The sequence below is a fragment of the Frigoribacterium sp. AC759 genome (assembly GCF_979256015.1).
The window spans coordinates 1-267 of sequence record NZ_CEEDMT010000106.1 but is presented as its reverse complement, the minus strand read 5'-3'; the positions used below and the strand labels follow the sequence as shown (position 1 = coordinate 267).

1 protein-coding gene is annotated in these 267 nt (G+C 70.0%); it reads right to left on the bottom strand.

Annotation, left to right across the window (positions count from 1 at the left end; translation table 11 throughout):
• The coding region (locus ACZ6JE_RS15280) for a hypothetical protein (RefSeq protein WP_464319495.1) at nucleotides 1-267 on the bottom strand (267 nt) is incomplete at both ends.

Below are 267 nucleotides of genomic sequence, written 5' to 3'. Positions count from 1 at the left end.
ATCCCGAGCGGCGCGCCGGCTGGCGCGTCGCGACCGGCCGGCGGCGTACCGGCGCATCCGCACGCATGGTGGCAGCCACAGGTGCGGCCGCCGGGCGAGCACCCGAAGGACGGGCGAGGCTGAACGCCTTCTCGTCGCCGACCTTGATCTTGCCGTTCACGGGCGGCGGAGGCGCATCGCAGGTATTTGTGACAGCGCAGATAATTTCGTCGGGCGTGTTCTTGGCCTGCTGAGCATCGGCACCTGCGGCGAACAAGGTTGCCGCGG